The following is a 19,484-nucleotide window of genomic DNA, read 5'->3' on the forward strand; positions in this document are numbered from 1 at the left end:
TTTCATTCTTCTGAAAACCAATAAGTGATATTTTTCTATACTTGGATAAAACTGGTAACAAAAAAACACGGTCTTATTATAGCCGTGTTTTTCTAACAATTTATTCGAATTCATCGGACAGTTTGTCAATGTCCTTTAATTCATCAGCACTTTCTGCTTCTAAAAGAAAAACATCAGACGGATGGGCTCTGATTATCTTTTTTCCGCCTTTGTCTCCTGTAAGTTCCATCAGTTCTTTTCTGTAGCTGCCTGCAAATATGGCAGGATTGCCGGGCTCTCCTTTCAAACACAAACAGGCAAGTCCTTTTTTGCTTTCATAAAATCCTTTCACCAGCGCCTCTATGGTAAAAGATTTTAAGTAAGGCTGATCACAGACTGCAAATAAAAAATCCGTGTTTTCATATTCCAATTCCTTAAGTGCCAGATGAATGGAATGAGAAATCCCCAGTCTGCTGTCCCTGTTTACAATGATTTTATATCCGGAGTCTTTCATGCATTCCATAATCTCATCATATTGGGTAACTATCAGTTTTCTGAAAAACAAATCTTTTGGAAGCTGGTCGATTTCTTCTATAATATAACGGTACATAGGCTTTCCATTGATTTCATAAAGCAGCTTATTGCCGTTGAATCTTACGCTGTCTCCCGCTGCCAGAAGAATCAGTGTCATATTCATGTTGAAATCCTTTCCTTCTGTGCAAGTTGCTTTTTCTGAAGACTTAATATAGCTTCCAGCACTCCCCCGCCAATGGCAGATGCCTTGTCTGAGATGGTATAACAGTGCCCGGTCACACCTCTGGGATCTATGTCTCCTGATTTCATTCCACGAAAAACAGTCACACCATCCTGAAGCAGTCCTCTTACAACTCCCCCAACCTGGGCAAGCACAGGAGCATCATTCACATACCCAACCACATCATTTAACTGTACGACTGTCCCTATGGTTACAGCCGGGTGAAATACGCCGTTATCCACAGCACGTATGATCCGTTCTTTATCATAGCCACCGATAATCCCTGGAACTCCCGTATTGGGGATGGCACTGCCGTTCCAGATGCACCTGCCCAGATCATGGCCCCGCTTTGTTTCCACCACGCAGTGGCAATCCTTCCCTGCAGTAAAACCAGGTCCCACTCCGACTACAATGTCTGCATCCGTAATCCTGGTACCCAGATTCTTCTTTGCTATAATCGCATCTACAACTGCATCCGGATTCCATTTTTCACGTATTTTGCACTCCTCATCAACCACCACTGCCACCTGGTCATTTGACAATGCTTCCTCTACTTCTTTCATGCTGCGGCATAATATGCCGGTAATGTCCTCAACTTTTGTCCTGTCTTCGTAAACAGCTCTTGAAAATGCAACAGTGCGCCTTACGGTGGTGGGTACTGGTTTCTCTGTCATAACGACTAAAAAGCCGCAGCGGTGGAGGCGGCAGGCGATCCCGGAAGCCAGATCACCTGCTCCTTTGATCAATATCTTCATCCTACCAGCCCTTTCCGAATCCGCAGTTAGGATAATGACATTCCTCACAGGAGAGGCACAGCCCCCCTTTCCCCAGCTTATCAAGTTCTTCTTTTGTTATGGGATCATCTGCCATCAGTCTTGGCAGCACTAAGTCAAATACCGTTCTTTTGGAGTACATCACACAGCCCGGTAGTCCAGCTACCGGAATGTTCTTTCCATCTTTACGGTAATAGGCCAGAAGAAACATGGCACCCGGCAAAACCGGAGCACCATAGGATACCACTTCGGCTCCCGTATTTCGGATTGCCAGCGGAGTTTTGTCATCCGGGTCCACGCTCATGCCGCCGCTGACCAGTACCATGTCCGCTCCCTGCCTGATAAATTCAAGAATGGCATCTGAGGTATGCTCCGGCTTATCATCTGTTAAAGTCTGTCCCAGTATTTCTCCTCCAAACTCCTCTGCCTTCGCTCTTAGTACCGGGCCAAATGCATCCTTGATCTTTCCACAGTATACTTCACTCCCAGTTGTAACAATGCCCACTTTTTTATTTTTATAAGGCAGTATGGAAAATATCCTTTTTCCGCCGCAGAGTTTTTTTACTGCCTCCATCTTATCTTTTTTAATTACGAGAGGAATAATCCTGGTTCCGCAAAGCTTATCTCCCGGCTCTACAGGAGTATTGGAATGCCTGGAAGCAATCATCATATCTCCGGCACTGTTTATTATATCAAGCAGACCGGTATCTATTTTTAAAAGCCCGCGAATGGTGGATTTTAATTCTATTTTCCCTTCTTTTACATCGCCCCTGTCCATATGGTCGTTTCTGCATAATTCACAAAGTATTTCAGCAGCCTCATTCTCATGATACATGGTATCATCTTTTTCCCATATATACAGATGCTCTTTTCCCATTGACAGCAGTACAGGGATGTCTTCCTCTGTCACCACATGACCTTTCCGGAATCTTGCATCCTTTGAAACTCCAGGTATAATCTGGGTCATGTCATGGCAAAGAACATGACCTGCTGCGTCTTCCGTTCTGATCTCTTTCATCTTGCTGATCCCTTTCCCGTGTGTCTAATTCTGATCCTTTTCTATAAAACTGGTTACTGCTGTGTTCTTCGCCCATTGTTTTCCCATTGCATCTGCTACTGCCTGAGCACTGGACAACTGCCTCTGATCATCTGCTTTGTTTATAAGAATCCGGTATTCCATGGATTCAGCTCCCTTTCGGGTTCCATTGGTGCTGGTCAGTATTTTTGCTGCATCAGAAGGCGTAATTCGTCCGTTCTTTTTCTCACCGTCAAACACCTGTGGTGTCAATTCATAACGAAAGCACATTTCTTCCCACGGCTCCCCGATACAGTTAAGGCCCATACAGCCAATTACTGCATGAGTACCGCCAGGTAAAACCGGTTCATTTATCTTGGGTATCTTCAATGGAAGGCGCTTTGCACCATCTGCTTCCACAAGAAGGACATCACATAGCAGCGTCAGCCGCTCCAGCTCAGAAAGTTCCATTCCCTTTAACTTTCCCTCTTTGTCAGGCAGGCCGGTAACCAGCACCCAGCCTGCCAAAGGAAAAAGTTCCTTATGACTTGTTATAAAATCACTTACTGTATTCCAGTCAGCTGCCTCTGTGACGATTCTGTCAGTCGGCCGTAAGATATGGGTACTGGTAGTTACAATGACCCGCTTTCCCTGAGCTGCCAGCTCGTCGGCCAGGCAATACATGGAGGTTGTCTTCCCGCCCCCGCCGGTAAAAGCTACAATCATCGGTTCTTTTAAGGGAATACGAAGAGCCTCCCATAGAGAATCTTTTTCTTCCAGCTGTAATATTCCATCTGTCACATCAATCGCATAGGCGCTTTTTAATATCATCAGGAGATTACCATAGGCTTGTTTCTGGCTACATAGGCGCCTGTCTTTTCCAATAAGACTTCACCATTTTCAGCCGCCAGTCTGCCCTTTAAAAATACAAGTTCCGCTTTTCCTTCAACAGAAATCCCTTCAAACGGACAGTAATCCACGTTGGCAACCTGATTCTCAACAGACATGGTCCATTTGGCATCAGGGTTAAAAACCACAAGATCAGCGTCGCTTCCAGGAGCTATCACGCCTTTTCTTGGATAAACGCCGTAAAGCTTTGCCGGATTTTCTGAGAGCATCCGGCACATCTGTTCCACTGTCAGACCATTTTGTTTAACGCCAAAGTTGTAAACCAGGGCAGGACGGGCTTCCACTCCGGGCATTCCGTTTGGTATCTTCGTAAAATCTTCTCTGCCTGCTGCTTTCTGAGCGGTAGTGAAGCTGCAGTGATCGGTGGATACCGTCTGAATCTGATCCGCCTTTAAGAGCTCCCACAGCTTCTGTCTGTCTGATTCCTTCTTAATTGTAGGAGAGATTACATATTTACTTCCCTCAAAACCTGGGAGATCATAAACATCTTCATTGAAAATCAGATACTGGGGACAGGTTTCCACATATACTTCCTGTCCTCTTTCTCTTGCATAAGCAATCTCTTTATAACCGGCTTCCGAGCTTAAGTGTACGATGATAACCGGGCAATCCGCTACCTGGGCTATCTTTAAAAGACGGCCTGCTGCCTCTGCCTCTACTGCCGCAGGTCTTGTCTTTTTATGGGCATTCACCGAAAAATTACCGTTTGCTTTTTCTTCCTCAATCAGCGCCTCGATGATTCCCTTGTTTTCACAGTGTACACCGGCAATTCCTCCGGCTTCTTTTAAACGTTTTAAAATCTGGTATATCTTTTTATCAGCCATATACATCTCATCATAAGTCATATAAAGCTTAAAGGAAGTCACACCTTCTGAAACGATGGTGTCAAGCTCTTCGCTTACGGAATGATTCCAGTCTGAGATTGCCAGGTGAAAGCCATAATCACAGGATGCGTAGCCATCTGCTTTTTTATGCCAGTTATTCAGTGCCTGATGCAGACTTTCTCCCTGGTACTGGGTGGCAAAATCAATAATCATGGTGGTTCCTCCGGCTAAAGCTGCCTTGGTTCCTGACTCAAAATCATCTGCTGTTACGGTACCTGCCACATGAAGATCAAAATGAGTATGGGCATCAATAAACCCCGGGAACAAAAGTCTGCCGGTTACATCAATAATATCTGCTTCTTTCTCTTCAATTCCCGGTTTCACATCCAGAATCGTTCCATTCTCCATGAGAACATCCGCTGCAACCGCCTTGCTTCCCGATACCACGGTTCCGCCTTTCAACAACGTCTTCACAGCAAATCCACTTCCTTTCTTCTAATCCGGTTTGCCTTTTGCATACCGGTCTATGCCATCTATTTTCCCTTTTTCATGGTTCTTTGTCAATCCCAAAAAGACGCAGAGAATGTTTTTTCTCCTGCGCCTTTTTCCGGTTATTTTTTCTTTTTCCGATAAGCCGTCTCTTCCAAAGGCAGAGAGGTGCGAAATACACCGTCATACTTATAATAAGCGCCCTGCACCGCTGGTGCAGTAGGAATTGAGGTAATCTCTCCGATTCCAATTGCCCCGTAGGCCAGCGGATCGTGATTTCGTTCTACAATAATGCTCTCGACATCCGGTGTCTTATCTGCCCGGAACAATCCAAGCGTACCGAATTTTGCAAGTGGAACTCCCTGGTTCAATGGAAATTCTTCTGTCAGGGCATATCCCAGTGACATGACCACACCGCCTTCAATCTGTCCTTCTACAGACAGAGGATTAATGGCCTTTCCTACATCGTGGGCGGCCAGTATCTTTTCCACGGTACCGTCTTCTTTTAAACAGGCTACTTGGGTGGCATAACCGTATGCCACATGAGAGACGGGATTTTTCTTCTCGCTTCCCATAGGATCAGTAGCAGCCAGATATTCTCCATAGTATTCTTTTCCATTTAGAGCTGACAGTTCTTTTTTGCCACCTAAATCCTGAAGGATCTGGACACATGCCCGCCTTGCCGCTTCCCCTGTTACCAGAGTCTGGCGGGACCCGGAGGTGGTTCCGGAATCAGGTGCCAGATTGGTCTCTGCAGCAACGTAGACCACCTGATCTCCTGTAATACCAAGGGTTTCGCATACAATCTGCTCCAGAACAGTTCCCAGTCCCTGACCAATGCAGGATGCACCCGATCTGATATGGACTTTTCCATCTTCCACCGTAAGCCTGCATCTTCCCCAGTCAGGAAGCCCGACTCCCACACCGGCATTTTTCATGGCACAGGCGATTCCTGCATAAGGGTGGCTTTCATAAATATCCTTTACTGCAAGCAGGGTTTCCACTAGGGCAGTTCCTTCCGCAGCAATCTGACCATTTGGCAGCTCCTGCCCCGGCCGAATGGCATTCCGAAAACGGATTTCCCATGGGCTGATACCAACTTTTTCTGCCAGCAGGTTTAAGTTGCATTCTATGGCAAAACAGCTTTGTGTGACTCCGAACCCCCGAAAAGCGCCTGCTGGCGGATTGTTGGTGTATACGGCTGTTCCTTCAATGTCAATATTCTGATAATTATAAGGTCCTGCCGCATGGGTACAGAGGCGCTGAAGTACAGGCCCTCCCAGGGAAGCGTAAGCTCCTGTATCTGTAATCACTACTGCTGTCATGCCGGTCAGATAACCATTCTCATCGCAGGCAGTGGTAAAATCCATAGAGGCCGGATGGCGCTTGGGATGAACCATAATGCTTTCTTTCCTGGTCAGCTTTACTTTGACTGGTTTACCGGTATGATAAGCTAAAAGTGCAGCGTGATGCTGAACAGACATATCCTCTTTTCCGCCGAATCCGCCTCCTACCAGCTTATTGATGACATGGACCTTTGAAAGCTCCCAGCCAAGCATTCCCGCACATTCCTTTTGCGTATCATAAGTTCCCTGGTCAGAGGAATAGATGACAGCTTCTTCTTTTTCCCGATCTACAATGGCTATGGCGCACTCCGGTTCCAGAAATGCATGCTCTGTAAACGGAGTTTCATAGTGCATGGTTACCGAATAGGCGGAGTTTTCTATGGCTTTCTTTGCATCTCCCCTGACCAGATGCTCATGGGCTAGAATATTACCGGTATCATGAACAAGAGGTGCATCCGGCTGTAAGGCTTCCTGGGGTGAAAAGACTCCTTTTAACTCCTGGTATTCAATCTCAATCAGCTTTTTCGCTTCTTCCAGAATCTCCGGGGTATCCGCTGCCACAAGACAGACGGCATCTCCCACATATCTGGTAATCTCGCCTACCGGAATCATGGTATCCCAGTCTTTTTTTAAATGTCCCACTTTATTTTTACCGGGAACATCTTTGGCCGTTAAGACTGCACGGACTCCAGGCAGTGCTTTGGCTTTGGAATCGTCGATAGACAGAATCCTTGCCCGGGGGTATTTACTTCGCACCGCACTGCCGTAGATTAAGCCCTCCACTTCCATATCGTCTGCGTATTCCCCGTAACCCAGCACCTTTTCCGGCACATCCAGGCGATGAGCCCGCTGCCCCACAGATGTTACCTCTGGAGCCTTTAAATCTCTGACATCTTCACGAAACAGTCTGGCTGCAAGAAGAATGGCATCAATGATTTTCTTATATCCGGTGCAGCGGCAGACATTTCCCCGTACTGCAAATGCAGCCTCTTCCCTTGTGGGATCGGGGTTTTCATCTATGAGGGCTTTTGCACAGATTACCATGCCCGGGATGCAAAAGCCGCACTGAACAGCTCCTGCTTCCCCAAAAGCATAGACAAACACTTCTTTTTCTCTGTCAGACAGTCCCTCCACTGTCATGACAGATTTTCCTTCCAGTCTGGCTGCTTTCTGAACACAGGCTTTTACAGCCTTTCCATCTATCAGGACCGTACATGTTCCACAGGCACCTTCGCTGCATCCGTCTTTCACAGACTTAAGCCCCAGATCAGTTCTTAAAACATCAATCAGCTTCCTTTCTTCCGGTACTGTAACAGTCTCTCCGTTTACCAGGAAACGAACCATTGCTCCACCCACTTTCTTATCCTAAAAGATAATCGTAGTCATTGATAACGGTTTCCACAATCTTTAAAAGCCCCTCTGGAACTGCGTCAACCGCTTCCCCTGCTTTCCCTGTATACAGACTTCCCATATACTTTAAAAGGAACGTACCATTTTCTTTGTCTGTCACAACAAAGCCCTGATTTTTACTGTTATTTAAATCAGCTTCATTGGCAAACAATGTAAATTTATCTAAGTACGGAGCACTGTCATAGGGACAAAAACTTCGGCAGTTTCCGCATTCGTTGCATAAATAATCCACATGAAGGATCTGATGCTTTGTGAAACCTGGAACAAAGAGTGCTAAATTTGCGCGGTTTGGACAGACCTCTGCGCAGTTTTCGCAGATACTTTTACAGCCAAGACATCTTGTACTTTCTTCCTGGTCACTCAGCGTTTCTTTTAAGATTCCTCTTCTGCCGTATAGCTTTTGCGGATCGGATGATGTGATATCAAAATCCCTGGCAGCTTTTCTGCCCAGGATTGATTCAGCCGCCATTCTGGCATCTCTTATGGCTTCTACCACAGTTCCGGGACCGTACAGACCGTCACCCACTGCATAAACTCCGGGCACACTTGTTTCCAAAGTTTCCTCATTTACAAGCACTCTTCCCCGGCTTGTCAATTCAATACCGTTCTTTAAATAAAACTCTTTTGGAATTCCCTCTCCAACTGCGGCTATGACCGTATCTGCAGGTATGGAAACGGTCTCTTCTGTTTCTGTAACAGCTCTTCTTCCGCTTTCATCTGCAGCAGCAAGCTTCATCACATTGCAGATTAACTGTCCATTCACCAATTCTGCAGGGGATAAAAGCTCCATGAATTTAACACCATCCTCCATGGCAAGCAGTAATTCTTCCTCATCTGCTGGCATGTATCGCCTGGTTCTGCGGTAAACGAGAGAAACTTCTTTCACACCGTGGGTTCTGACAGCCGCTCTTGCCGTATCCATGGCAGTATTTCCTCCGCCGATCACAGCAACTGCCTTTCCGATATTTACATTTTTATCCATTTCCTTGTATTCATTAAGAAAATGAAGGGCATTCATGGTCTTGCCGGTTTTCAGATTTAAAACTCCCGGCTCACTTGCACCTGCAGCCAGAATAATAAATTCAAAACCTTCTTCTCTTAATGCATCCAGATCCGCTATTTCCGTATTCAGCCTTACTTCGGCCCCGTAAGAGAGACATAAATCGATGTCACGACCAATCACGTCTCCTGAAATTCTGAAATCAGGAATGATGTTTTGAACCACGCCACCAAGCTTTCCGCTTTTTTCAAAAATAGTAGCGGGCATACCGCACTTTGTCAGGAAATACGCGGCGGAAAGACCTGCCGGTCCGCCTCCGATAATCGCTGTCTTTTTACCGGTCAGCTCCCCTTTTTGAATGGTTTTCCGATATTCCTCATAGCCTTTTTCTGCACAAAGAAGCTTTGCCCCCCTTATATTTACCGGAGATTCGTAATGATTTCTTGTACACATGTTCATGCAGTTATGGGCACATATGGAACCGGTTATGAAAGGAAGGGGATTCTTCTCAGCAATCACTTCCATGGCTTCCTCATAGTTTCCCTGACCGGAGAGCTTTAGGTATGTGGTAATATCCTGATGAATGGGACAGGCTTCCTGACAGGGAGCCGTATAACAGTCAAGCAGGGGAACTGTTTTCTTCATCTTTCTGTCCGGCAGAAGTTTTAAGGCTTTCTTATAATGAGAATCTGAAATGGAGTCCTGGGCAAGGGTGAAAGCTTTATCTGCATCTACACCCAGAAATGAGACGCCTGTCTCCTTCGTCTTCTCTGCCATCTGAAGAAGTCTCTGATAGCCACCTGGCTTTAAAAGGGTAGTGGCAACAGTTACCGGCCAGATTCCTGCATCAGTAATGTCTTTGATATTATGGTAATCAGCTCCGCCTGAGAATGAAATCCGAAGTGCTCCGTCAAATTCTTTGGAAAGTCTGGCTGCCAGTGCCATGGACAGGGGGAACAGCGATTTTCCGGACATGTACATCTCCTGGCTGGGGAGCTCTTTATTTTTCACATCAACCGGGAAGGTGTTGGTAAGCTTCACACCGAACTCCAACCTGCGTTCTTTTGCCAGTGCCATCAGCCGTTTCAACATGGGGATGGCATCCTCATACTGAAGATCATCAAGAAAATGGAACTCACCAAAAGAAATGTAATCGTACCCCATCTGGTCCAGCGTGTTTCTGGCAAATTCATAGCCAAGAAGTGTGGGGTTACATTTAATAAAGGTATTCAGACCCTTTTCTTCTATTAAATAAACTGCAATCCGCTCAATCTCCTGTGGGGGGCATCCGTGTAAGGTGGAAAGGGTCACGCTGTTGCAGATCTGGGAAGAGATAGACTCAATATCCTCTTTTGTCACATTCTCAAACTGCTCCAGATGCTCCAGAAGATACTGCCTGCAGGAATGAAACGTCTCCGTGTCTTTTGCATCCATCATGGAGTCGATGAAAGAATTGACTTTGGGAGATTTAATTCCCTCCAGATCGTATCCCACACTCATGTTAAACTGAAACCCATCCATCTGACCTAATCCGTATTCTTTTGCCATAAAAGAAAGCAAAAACCAGGCCTTAATATATTCTTCCTGAGCCTGGGGAACATAAAGTTCCGTAGACCACTCGCAGTTGTAGCACTCATCTTCTGCCCTGATACAGGGCTTTTCTACCGGCAGATCATCTCCGTCTAAAATCTGTACAGTCTTCAGCTCAAAGAAACGGCTTCCTGCATAGTAAGCTGCCACAATGTTTTGCGCCAGCTGGGTATGGGGACCCGCCGCCGGTCCAATCGGAGTTTCTAACGTTCTTCCAAACAGCTCCCTGTTATGTGACTCATCCGCCCGGTAGGGACGGTATACTCCAAAAACTGATTCCTGCTTTCCCTGCTCCTGCCTTACCCAGTTCATTAATTGTGAAAAAGGCATCGGTGTCATTTTGTCTCCCATTGATATCCTCCTGCATCCGGGCTCTCCCTGTGTTTGTTAAGCCCTGTATGAATATTCTGTTTTTTTATCGTCCGTTAATTCGTGCAGCAAGCGCTCCCGCCGCTTCCCTGCAGTCTGCCATCAGCTTCTCTTCGTCAACTCCCATAAGGATTCTGTCTTTCATGAGAACCTTACCGTTGCAGACAGTTGTCACTACACTGCGGCCTGTCATTCCAAACAGAATGTGGCTGTTGGCATTGTCCCCGTTCATGGGCGTTAATGGATTGTAATCCGTAACAATCACATCTGCAGCAGCACCCTCTTTTAAAATACCAAGGGGTCTCTTAAAATACCTGCCGGCAATCCTTGCATTCCCTTCAAAGAGCATCTTTGGAACCTCGCTCCATGCCGCATTGGGATCGCACAAATGATGTTTATGAAGAACATTGGCTGTCTTATAGGATTCTAACATATCGTGGGTATAGCCGTCTGTTCCAAGGCCGGTTAAAATCCCCCGCTTCACCAGTTCCATGGTTGGAGGGCATCCGCAGGCATTTCCCATATTGGATTCCGGATTGTGAACTACCATGGTGTCTGTATCGAGTATTAAGTCCATCTCATGAGGATTAATGTAGATACAGTGCCCAAGAAGCGTCTTTTCCCCAAGAATCTGAAAATCCATCAGGCGGTCCACAATCCGCTTGCCGTACTTCTTAAGACAATCATGGAGATCTTCAATTCCTTCTGCCACATGAATGTGGTAGCCTGTTCCTTCAGGCTTATGAGCGGCTGCAAATTCCATGGTCCGATCAGATATGGTAAACTGGGCATGCATTCCCATCATGCCTGCAATCATATCGCTTTCATCGGAAAGAGCATGGCGGATAAATGCCTCATTTTCAAGAATTCCTTCCTTTGCCTTTTCCTCTCCCCCACGGTCGGATACCTCATAGCATAAGCAGGTTCTTATCCCGGTTTTACCAGCAGCTTCCTCAATCTTAAATAAAGAATCGGTGATCTGCCCAAAACTGGCATGGTGGTCAAAGACCGTTGTCACTCCGTTTTTAATGGAATCCACATAAGTAGCCATGGCACTTAAATAAACATCATTTAATGTCAGATTCTTATCCACCGTCCACCAAAGACCGTCAAGAATCTCCAAAAAGCCATGAGGATCATACCCATCAATGGCCAGTCCTCTGGCAAAAGAGCTATAGATATGCTCGTGGGTATTGATAAATGCCGGCATGATTACCCCGCCTCTGGCATCAATGTATTCCGCCTGTGGATATTCCTTTCTCATCTCAGCCGTGGTGCAAATCCTTTTTATGACCCCATCTTCTATCCCAACTGCACCGTCTTTCAGAAACGGATTCTCCGGATCTCTGGTGATCATTCTTCCATTACCGATTATCAGCATGACTCCATCTCCTTTTCATTTTTCTAAGATACGAAAGCAAATTGCTAATTTTCTTATGTATACAAACCTCACAGAAGTATTTTCCAGGTCTTATACTTTATTTTTACAATATGCTTACATTTCATCAGTTTCATTTCTTTTTTTTATGCACATTATACCATGGTTCTCTGTTAGAAACAGTGTATCATTTCATTTTCAGAAAATCAAGCATGAATTACAAAAAAAATTAGTAAACCTAAAAATTTTTTAGAAAACCACTTGTAATTAAATTTTTTTATGCTATGATGAATTTATTAAAGATCCTGCAAGGAGGATGAAAAAATGGATTCAAAGCTTCAGTTACTGACACAGATTGCACAGGGAGTCGCAGTTCACTTCGGCAGCCAATGCGAGGTAGTTATTCACGATCTTCGCGGCGAAAACATGGAAAGTTCCATTGTTTTTATAGAAAACGGCCAGGTCAGCAACCGTAAAATCGGAGACGGACCTTCTGAAATTGTTCTGGAGACGTTAAAAAAGGATCCTGACCTTTTAAAGGACCGCCTTTCCTATCTGACAAGAACCGAGGATGGACGAATCTTAAAATCCAGTACCATGTATATCAGAGGCAACGATAATACGGTTGATTACATCCTTGGCTTAAATTATGACATCACCGGACTGCTTACAATTGAAAATGCAGTAAAGTCTCTGATTTCCACCGGAGAGACTGCCGGAGATCACAACAGGGAACCTAAAAAGATCACGCACAACGTCAACGATCTGTTAGATACCTTAATCGAACAGTCCGTGGCTTTAGTAGGAAAACCAGTTGCTTTAATGAGCAAGGATGACAAGGTTCAGGCGATCCAGTATTTGAATGACGCCGGTGCATTTCTCATTACCAAATCAGGCGACAAGGTCTCCAGTTATTTTGGTATCTCAAAGTTCACTTTATACAGCTATATGGATGCCAACAAAGAAAAAGCTTAAGCATCTGGCAAATGATACCCGTTAATTTTAATTTATTATAAAGGAGAATGTGCAGACATGAAACCAATCGAATGGGCTGTAAACACCATGCCAAAGACCGATGACAGACATCTGCCTGTTATGTCACAAGAGGAGATTAAAAAAGCGCGAAGCTTTCACGAAAGCTTTCCCCAGTACAAAGAGACTCCTCTTACAAAACTGCCCCATATGGCAGACCATCTGGGATTGGGTGAGATTTACATAAAGGATGAATCTTACCGGTTCGGCTTAAATGCATTTAAGGTTTTGGGCGGATCTTATGCAATGGCAAAGTATGTGGCAAAGCAGACAAAAAAGGAAGTCTCTGATCTTCCCTATCAGGTGCTGACCTCACAGGCTTTAAAGGAAGAATTCGGTCAGGCTACCTTTTTCACCGCCACCGACGGTAACCACGGAAGAGGCGTTGCCTGGGCTGCCAGACAGCTTGGACAAAAGGCCGTTGTCTTCATGCCAAAAGGCACTACATTAAACCGTTTTAATAATATTAAGGCGGAGGGAGCCGATGTAACCATTGAGGAATCCAACTACGATGAATGCGTCCGCATGGCTGCAGATGCCGCTTCCAAGGTAAAAAACGGCGTGGTAGTTCAGGATACAGCCTGGGATGGCTACGAGGAAATCCCGGCATGGATCATGCAGGGCTATGGCACCATGGTTATGGAAGCAGACGAACAGCTTGAGGAATACGGCTGTGAAAGACCTACCCATGTCTTTGTTCAGGCAGGTGTGGGATCTCTCGCCGGAGCAGTTATCGGATATTTTAAAAACCGTTATCCTGAGAATCCGCCCGTCTGTGTTGTGGTAGAAGCAGATGTGGCAGCCTGTCTCTATGAAGGCGCCAAAGCCGGCGACGGCAACATCCGGATCGTGGACGGGGATATGCAGACCATTATGGCAGGGCTTGCCTGCGGAGAGCCCAATACTATTTCCTGGGATATTTTAAAGAATCATACCGATACCTTTATTTCAGCACCTGACTGGGCAGCTGCCGAGGGCATGAGAATGCTGGCGGCACCAATAAAGGGAGATACACCTGTCACATCAGGGGAATCGGGAGCCGCACCGTTCGGAGTTTTGGCTTCTATCATGAAAGATGACTCCTGCCAGGCTTTAAGAGAGCATCTGGGACTTAATAAAGATTCTAAAGTTCTTCTTTTCTCAACAGAGGGAGATACCGATCCTGACCGCTATAAAGCCATTGTATGGGAAGGGAAAGATCGTTAATCATTTCATAAAAACCGGAGGTAAAAAACATGGATTACGCGAAAATCAAAGAAGCAGCAAAAAGCTACGAAGCAGACATGACAAAATTTCTGCGTGACATCGTAAAATTTCCTGGAGAAAGCTGCGATGAAAAAGCTCATATTGACCGGATTGCACAGGAGATGAGGGCCCTTGAATTTGACAAGGTAGAGATTGATCCCATGGGCAATGTGCTTGGATTTATGGGAACAGGAGAAACTCTGATCGGCTTCGATGCCCACATTGATACCGTAGGAATCGGCAACAAATCCAACTGGAATTTTGACCCCTACGAAGGCTACGAGACCGATGTGGAAATTGGAGGAAGAGGTGTTTCCGATCAGTGCGGAGGTCTGGTATCAGCTGTTTACGGTGCCAGAATCATGAAGGATTTAGGTCTCTTAAATGACAAATACACCGTTCTGGTTACCGGCACTGTACAGGAGGAAGACTGCGACGGTCTTTGCTGGCAGTACATCATCAACGAAGATAAGATCCGTCCGGAATTTGTAGTTTCCACAGAGCCCACTGACGGAGGCATCTACCGGGGTCAGAGAGGCCGTATGGAAATCCGTGTGGACGTAAAGGGTGTTTCCTGCCACGGCTCTGCACCGGAACGCGGTGATAACGCAATCTATAAGATGGCTGATATTCTTCAGGATGTCCGTTCTCTTAATGAGAATGATGCAGCTGATGACAAGGAAATCAAAGGACTCGTTAAAATGCTTGATGAATCCCATAATCCGCAGTGGAAGGAAGCAAACTTTTTAGGAAAGGGTACCATTACCGTTTCAGAAATTTTCTTCACTTCACCAAGCCGCTGCGCAGTAGCTGACTCCTGTTCCGTTTCCTTAGACCGCCGTATGACAGCAGGGGAAACCTGGGAAAGCTGTCTTGACGAGATCCGCAATCTGCCAAATGTTAAGAAATACGGAGATGATGTTATCGTTTCCATGTATGAGTATTCCCGTCCTTCCTATAAAGGCCTTACCTATCCCATCGAATGTTACTTCCCTACCTGGGTCATTCCTGAGGATCATAAAGTAACCAGATCATTAGAGGAAGCTTATAAATCCTTATACGGGGATACCAGAATCGGTGCCGAAGAGACTGTTTCCATGCGCCTTGCCCGTCCTCTCACCGACAAATGGACCTTTTCCACCAACGGCGTATCCATTATGGGACGCAACCAGATACCATGCATTGGCTTTGGACCGGGAGCAGAAGCTCAGGCTCATGCGCCAAACGAAAAGACCTGGAAACAGGATCTTGTTACCTGTGCTGCTGTATATGCCGCACTTCCCACTGTTTACTGCAAAGAATAAAACTAAAATCAGGAGGCTTACCACATTATGAAAACCTTACAGGACTATATCGACAAACTGAATTCCTTAAATTTTAAGGAGATGTATGAAAATGACTTCTTTTTAACCTGGGAGAAGACAGATGACGAGCTGGAAGCAGTATGGACCGTTGCAGACGCGCTCCGCTTCATGAGAGAAAACAACATCTCCACAAAGGTTTTTGAAAGCGGACTTGGAATCTCCTTATTCCGCGACAATTCCACCCGTACCCGTTTTTCCTTTGCTTCTGCCTGCAACCTTCTTGGACTGGAAGTACAGGATTTAGACGAAGGGAAATCCCAGATCGCCCATGGAGAGACTGTTCGTGAAACAGCCAACATGATCTCCTTCATGGCAGATGTCATTGGTATCCGTGACGATATGTATATCGGAAAAGGAAACACCTATATGCACCATGTTTCCGATGCAGTAACAGAAGGATATAAAGATGGAATCCTGGAACAGAAGCCGGCTTTAGTAAATTTACAGTGTGATATTGACCACCCCACACAGACCATGGCTGACATGCTTCATATCATTCATGAAATGGGCGGCATTGAGAATTTAAAGGGCAAGAAGCTTGCCATGACCTGGGCTTACTCTCCTTCCTATGGAAAGCCCTTATCCGTTCCTCAGGGTGTTATCGGATTGATGACACGTATGGGAATGGAGGTAGTTCTGGCTCATCCGGAAGGTTATGAGGTAATGCCTGAGGTTTTGGAAGTGGCAAAGAACAACGCAGAAAAATCCGGCGGATCCTTCCGTGTATCCAATGATATGGCTGATGCATTTCAGGATGCTGACATCGTTTATCCAAAGAGCTGGGCACCATTTGCAGCCATGGAAAAGAGAACCGATCTTTACGGCAATGGTGATATGGAGGGAATCAAAGCCCTTGAGAAGGAACTTCTGGCCCAGAATGCCAATCATAAGGACTGGTGCTGTACAGAAGAACTGATGAAGACGACTAAAGATGGAAAAGCCCTCTATCTTCACTGCCTCCCGGCAGATATCAACGATATCAGCTGCAAGGATGGAGAAGTAGAAGCTTCCGTATTTGACCGTTACAGAAATCCGCTTTATAAAGAAGCCAGCTATAAACCTTATGTAATCGCTGCCATGATCTTTTTAAGCAAATTTGAAAATCCCCAGGAAGTCTTTAAAAAGCTGGAGGAGAAGAAAACACCTCGTAAGTTCTCAATCTAATCAAGGGGATCACTTATATGGAGAAAAAAAAGAGAATTGTAATTGCCTTGGGCGGAAACGCCCTCGGCAATACCCTGCCGGAGCAGATGGCAGCAGTTAAAATCACTTCAAAAGCGATTGTAGATCTGATTGAAGAAGGCTGTGAGGTGGTAGTTGCCCATGGAAACGGTCCCCAGGTGGGAATGATCAACAATGCCATGAGTGCCCTGTGCAGAGAAGACCCCAATCAGCCTAATACGCCTCTCTCCGTCTGCGTTGCCATGAGCCAGGCATATATCGGCTATGATTTACAGAATGCATTAAGAGAAGAGCTGGTGAACCGGAATATGAGAAATATTCCTGTGACCACCATGATTACCCAGATCCGTGTGGACGAAAACGATCCCGCATTTTCAAATCCTTCCAAGCCAATTGGACATTTTATGACGGAAGAACAGGCAAAGGAAGCATCGGAAAAATACGGATACTTAATGAAAGAGGATGCAGGCAGGGGATACCGGAGAATGGTTGCCTCTCCCAAACCCCAGGAAATCATCGAAATTGAAGCGATCCGTTCCCTGGTGGACAGCGGACAGCTGGTGATCGCCTGTGGAGGCGGCGGAATTCCTGTAACCTTAAACGGAAATCACTTAAAGGGTGCCAGCGCAGTCATTGATAAAGACTTTGCCAGCGAACTCCTGGCTGAAGAACTGAACGCAGATCTTCTTATTATACTGACAGCCGTGGAAAAAATCGCCTTAAATTATGGCAGACCTGATGAAATATGGCTGAGTGATATTACCGTGAATGAGGCGCGTCAGTACATCAATGAAGGGCACTTTGCACCTGGTTCCATGCTTCCCAAAGTGGAGGCAGCTGTAAAATTTGCCGAATCCAGGAAAGGGCGGACGGCACTTATCACTCTGTTAGAAAAAGCAAAAGAAGGAATACTTGGAAGTACGGGAACTCATATTCAACAGTAAAACATCTTAAAGGAGAACATTTTACTATGAGACAAACTGACAGGAAGTATGCATCTATTTTTGAACTCGACGGCATCCCCAGGTTTTCTCACGCACTCCCCCTTGCAATACAACATCTGGTTGCAATGATTGTCGGCTGCGTCACACCACCCATCATTGTATCCAATATCGTAGGACTGGAAGGTTCCGAACGGGTCATCCTCATACAGGTTGCCCTGGTTGTATCTGCCCTGTCCACCCTCCTCCAGCTTTTTCCCATTGGGAAAAAGAATGGATTCCACCTTGGAGCCTCCCTCCCTGTTATCCTGGGTATCAGTTTTGCATACGTCCCAAGTATGCAGTCCATTGCGGCGGATTACGGTATATCTGCCATTCTGGGAGCCCAGATCGTCGGCGGCATCGTGGCATTCGTGGTAGGAATCTCAGTTATGCGGATCCGGAAATTCTTCCCCCCATTAATTACCGGAACTGTAGTTTTTACCATAGGACTTTCTCTTTACCCTACTGCCATTAACTATATGGCAGGCGGTGTTTCAAATCCCTCATACGGATCGTGGCAGAACTGGACTGTTGCATTTATAACCCTGACAGTCGTCACAGTTCTCAATCATTTCGGTAAAGGAATCTATAAACTGGCTTCCATTCTCATCGGCATTATTGTGGGATATGTGACTGCATTGTTTTTTGGAATGGTGAGTTTTTCCAACATCGCTGCTGCTTCCCTGTTTTCCATTCCAAGGCCCCTTCATTTTGGAATTGTATTTGAACCCTCTTCCTGTATTGCCATCGGACTCTTATTTGCCATTAACTCCGTTCAGGCAATCGGAGACTTTACCGCCACCACCAGCGGCTCCATCGACAGAGAGCCTACGGATAAGGAATTGCAGGGCGGAATTATGGGTTACGGTGTAACAAATATTCTGGGAGCACTTTTGGGCGGTCTTCCAACCGCTACCTACAGCCAGAACGTGGGTATCGTGACCACGACTAAGGTGGTCAACCGCTGCGTAATGGGATTAACTGCAGTCTTTTTGCTGGCTGCCGGTCTGATTCCCAAGTTTTCTGCTTTGCTTACCACCATTCCCCAATGTGTGTTAGGAGGCGCCACTGTATCTGTATTTGCCTCCATTGCCATGACGGGTATGAAGCTGGTGACTTCGGAAGAGATGAACTACCGGAATTCTTCCATCGTAGGACTTGCTGCCGCACTTGGAATGGGAATATCCCAGGCTACCTCTGCTCTTTCTACATTTCCAGCCTGGGTAGTCACCATCTTTGGCCGTTCTCCTGTGGTAGTTGCAACTTTAGTAGCTATCTTTTTAAATATTATTTTGCCTAAAAACGGGAAATAATTAATACAATCGTGGAATAGATTATATTAATTACAGGAACAGGAGATTCCTATGAACGCAAACAGAAAAAAATTAATTTTCTTCCTGGTACTCCCTCTGGCAGTTGGCGCATTGGCTGGATTTCTTACAAAAAACAGCATGATGATATACAAAAATTTAAACCAGCCCCCGCTTTCCCCTCCAGGGTGGATTTTCCCAATTGTCTGGACGATCTTGTATCTTCTGATGGGGTTAGGATCTTATATCATTGCAGAGTCCTATTCACCGAAAAAAAAGGAAGCGCTCCTGCTTTATGGGATCCAGCTGGCACTTAACTTTATCTGGAGTATTGTTTTCTTTAACCTGCAGAATTATCTACTGGCATTTCTGATTCTGCTGCTTTTATGGTACTTTATCGTTCGCATGATCAGGGCGTTCTGGAATGTCAATCAGACTGCTGCCCTCATGCAGATACCTTACCTTTTATGGGTTACGTTTGCAGGATATTTAAATCTGGCCATTGTTTTATTAAACTGATTATAGACATGAA

At 45.7% G+C, this 19,484-nt stretch carries 15 protein-coding genes; 7 read left to right on the forward strand and 8 right to left on the reverse strand.

What is annotated here, in order from left to right; genetic code table 11:
- Window positions 1-100: 100 nt before the first annotated feature.
- The 8 genes from BXY41_RS09010 to ssnA all read right to left on the reverse strand — a co-directional run bounded on the left by BXY41_RS09010 (window position 101) and on the right by ssnA (window position 11,839).
- A complete protein-coding gene (locus tag BXY41_RS09010; protein ID WP_104436492.1) occupies window positions 101-676 on the reverse strand; it encodes a nucleotidyltransferase family protein in 576 nt (191 codons plus the stop codon).
- Window positions 673-1,488 (reverse strand): selenium-dependent molybdenum cofactor biosynthesis protein YqeB, encoded by an 816-nt coding sequence (yqeB, locus tag BXY41_RS09015; protein ID WP_104436493.1) that lies wholly within the window; start codon window positions 1,486-1,488, stop codon window positions 673-675. Before yqeB ends, BXY41_RS09010 begins: the two co-directional genes overlap by 4 nt.
- A 1-nt stretch (window position 1,489) precedes the next feature.
- Window positions 1,490-2,524, reverse strand: coding sequence for a molybdopterin-binding protein (locus BXY41_RS09020; RefSeq protein ID WP_104436494.1), 1,035 nt, complete (start codon window positions 2,522-2,524; stop codon window positions 1,490-1,492).
- 24 nt (window positions 2,525-2,548) lie between these two features.
- On the reverse strand, window positions 2,549-3,352 hold the full coding sequence (gene yqeC / locus BXY41_RS09025) for a selenium cofactor biosynthesis protein YqeC (RefSeq protein WP_104436495.1): 804 nt from the start codon (window positions 3,350-3,352) through the stop codon (window positions 2,549-2,551).
- Window positions 3,352-4,728 carry a dihydropyrimidinase gene (gene hydA / locus BXY41_RS09030; RefSeq protein WP_104436496.1) on the reverse strand — a complete coding sequence of 459 codons (1,377 nt, stop codon included), beginning with the start codon at window positions 4,726-4,728 and terminating at the stop codon, window positions 3,352-3,354. Before hydA ends, yqeC begins: the two co-directional genes overlap by 1 nt.
- A 137-nt stretch (window positions 4,729-4,865) precedes the next feature.
- Window positions 4,866-7,433: a selenium-dependent xanthine dehydrogenase gene (gene xdh, locus BXY41_RS09035; protein ID WP_104436497.1), complete on the reverse strand. Its 2,568-nt coding sequence runs from the start codon at window positions 7,431-7,433 to the stop codon at window positions 4,866-4,868.
- A 16-nt stretch (window positions 7,434-7,449) separates the two neighbouring features.
- Window positions 7,450-10,440: a putative selenate reductase subunit YgfK gene (gene ygfK / locus BXY41_RS09040; RefSeq protein WP_104436498.1), complete on the reverse strand. Its 2,991-nt coding sequence runs from the start codon at window positions 10,438-10,440 to the stop codon at window positions 7,450-7,452.
- Window positions 10,441-10,504: 64 nt separating this feature from the next.
- On the reverse strand, window positions 10,505-11,839 hold the full coding sequence (gene ssnA / locus BXY41_RS09045; protein ID WP_104436499.1) for a putative aminohydrolase SsnA: 1,335 nt from the start codon (window positions 11,837-11,839) through the stop codon (window positions 10,505-10,507).
- A 321-nt stretch (window positions 11,840-12,160) separates the two neighbouring features.
- Between ssnA and BXY41_RS09050 the strand changes: the two genes are divergently transcribed.
- The 7 genes from BXY41_RS09050 to BXY41_RS09080 are packed head-to-tail and all read left to right on the forward strand — an operon-like array spanning window position 12,161 to window position 19,471.
- A complete protein-coding gene (locus tag BXY41_RS09050; protein ID WP_104436500.1) occupies window positions 12,161-12,811 on the forward strand; it encodes a helix-turn-helix transcriptional regulator in 651 nt (216 codons plus the stop codon).
- Window positions 12,812-12,868: 57 nt separating this feature from the next.
- On the forward strand, window positions 12,869-14,074 hold the full coding sequence (dpaL, locus tag BXY41_RS09055) for a diaminopropionate ammonia-lyase (RefSeq protein WP_104436501.1): 1,206 nt from the start codon (window positions 12,869-12,871) through the stop codon (window positions 14,072-14,074).
- A gap of 29 nt (window positions 14,075-14,103) precedes the next feature.
- Window positions 14,104-15,417: a YgeY family selenium metabolism-linked hydrolase gene (locus tag BXY41_RS09060; RefSeq protein ID WP_104436502.1), complete on the forward strand. Its 1,314-nt coding sequence runs from the start codon at window positions 14,104-14,106 to the stop codon at window positions 15,415-15,417.
- Window positions 15,418-15,444: 27 nt separating this feature from the next.
- Window positions 15,445-16,641 (forward strand): knotted carbamoyltransferase YgeW, encoded by a 1,197-nt coding sequence (gene ygeW / locus BXY41_RS09065; protein ID WP_104436503.1) that lies wholly within the window; start codon window positions 15,445-15,447, stop codon window positions 16,639-16,641.
- Between the two features lie 17 nt (window positions 16,642-16,658).
- Window positions 16,659-17,603 (forward strand): carbamate kinase, encoded by a 945-nt coding sequence (gene arcC / locus BXY41_RS09070; protein WP_104436504.1) that lies wholly within the window; start codon window positions 16,659-16,661, stop codon window positions 17,601-17,603.
- Window positions 17,604-17,629: 26 nt separating this feature from the next.
- On the forward strand, window positions 17,630-18,955 hold the full coding sequence (locus tag BXY41_RS09075; RefSeq protein WP_104436505.1) for a uracil-xanthine permease family protein: 1,326 nt from the start codon (window positions 17,630-17,632) through the stop codon (window positions 18,953-18,955).
- A 51-nt stretch (window positions 18,956-19,006) separates the two neighbouring features.
- The gene (locus tag BXY41_RS09080; RefSeq protein ID WP_104436506.1) at window positions 19,007-19,471 is read left to right on the forward strand and encodes a TspO/MBR family protein; all 465 of its coding nucleotides are present in this window, start codon (window positions 19,007-19,009) and stop codon (window positions 19,469-19,471) included.
- The last annotated feature ends 13 nt before the right edge of the window (window positions 19,472-19,484 follow it).

The organism is Lacrimispora xylanisolvens (genome assembly GCF_002934545.1).
Taxonomy (GTDB): domain Bacteria; phylum Bacillota; class Clostridia; order Lachnospirales; family Lachnospiraceae; genus Lacrimispora; species Lacrimispora xylanisolvens.

What these genes read in the sequence shown, in the direction of transcription:
- BXY41_RS09010 (WP_104436492.1), bottom strand. Translation starts at nt 676, where the DNA reads ATGAATATGACACTGATTCTTCTGGCAGCGGGAGACAGCGTAAGATTC.
- yqeB (WP_104436493.1), bottom strand. Translation starts at nt 1,488, where the DNA reads ATGAAGATATTGATCAAAGGAGCAGGTGATCTGGCTTCCGGGATCGCC.
- BXY41_RS09020 (WP_104436494.1), bottom strand. Translation starts at nt 2,524, where the DNA reads ATGAAAGAGATCAGAACGGAAGACGCAGCAGGTCATGTTCTTTGCCAT.
- yqeC (WP_104436495.1), bottom strand. Translation starts at nt 3,352, where the DNA reads ATGATATTAAAAAGCGCCTATGCGATTGATGTGACAGATGGAATATTA.
- xdh (WP_104436497.1), bottom strand. Translation starts at nt 7,433, where the DNA reads ATGGTTCGTTTCCTGGTAAACGGAGAGACTGTTACAGTACCGGAAGAA.
- ygfK (WP_104436498.1), bottom strand. Translation starts at nt 10,440, where the DNA reads ATGGGAGACAAAATGACACCGATGCCTTTTTCACAATTAATGAACTGG.
- ssnA (WP_104436499.1), bottom strand. Translation starts at nt 11,839, where the DNA reads ATGCTGATAATCGGTAATGGAAGAATGATCACCAGAGATCCGGAGAAT.
- BXY41_RS09050 (WP_104436500.1), top strand. Translation starts at nt 12,161, where the DNA reads ATGGATTCAAAGCTTCAGTTACTGACACAGATTGCACAGGGAGTCGCA.
- dpaL (WP_104436501.1), top strand. Translation starts at nt 12,869, where the DNA reads ATGAAACCAATCGAATGGGCTGTAAACACCATGCCAAAGACCGATGAC.
- BXY41_RS09060 (WP_104436502.1), top strand. Translation starts at nt 14,104, where the DNA reads ATGGATTACGCGAAAATCAAAGAAGCAGCAAAAAGCTACGAAGCAGAC.
- ygeW (WP_104436503.1), top strand. Translation starts at nt 15,445, where the DNA reads ATGAAAACCTTACAGGACTATATCGACAAACTGAATTCCTTAAATTTT.
- arcC (WP_104436504.1), top strand. Translation starts at nt 16,659, where the DNA reads ATGGAGAAAAAAAAGAGAATTGTAATTGCCTTGGGCGGAAACGCCCTC.
- BXY41_RS09075 (WP_104436505.1), top strand. Translation starts at nt 17,630, where the DNA reads ATGAGACAAACTGACAGGAAGTATGCATCTATTTTTGAACTCGACGGC.
- BXY41_RS09080 (WP_104436506.1), top strand. Translation starts at nt 19,007, where the DNA reads ATGAACGCAAACAGAAAAAAATTAATTTTCTTCCTGGTACTCCCTCTG.